Raw genomic sequence first — 292 nt, forward strand, 5'->3', positions numbered from 1 at the left:
GAATCGAGGTGCTTACTTGGTTAATGGATTAGGCCATTGCAGTGCTTGTCATTCGCCTCGTAATTTTATGGGTGCAGAGAAAACGGGCGCCGCATTTTTAAGCGGAGGGGATGTCGATGGTTGGGAGGCTCCTGCATTGACGACATTGAGCAAGTCACCAACGCCGTGGACTCAAGAAGCGCTTTACGATTACTTGCGTACAGGCTATTCGGCTGAACACGGCCCAGCATCTGGGCCGATGGGGCCTGTTGTAGAAGAGATGGGTAAGTTACCGGACTCTGATATACAAGCG

At 51.7% G+C, this 292-nt stretch carries 1 protein-coding gene; it reads left to right on the forward strand.

From position 1 onward, the window contains the following. Positions 1–16: 16 nt before the first annotated feature. Positions 17–292 (forward strand): c-type cytochrome (locus tag Q4528_RS13440; protein WP_368506703.1); only part of this gene is annotated, 276 nt, incomplete at its 3' end.

Origin of the sequence: Staphylococcus pasteuri (assembly GCF_030547725.1) — a bacterium.
GTDB classification, from domain to species: Bacteria; Bacillota; Bacilli; order Staphylococcales; family Staphylococcaceae; genus Staphylococcus; species Staphylococcus pasteuri.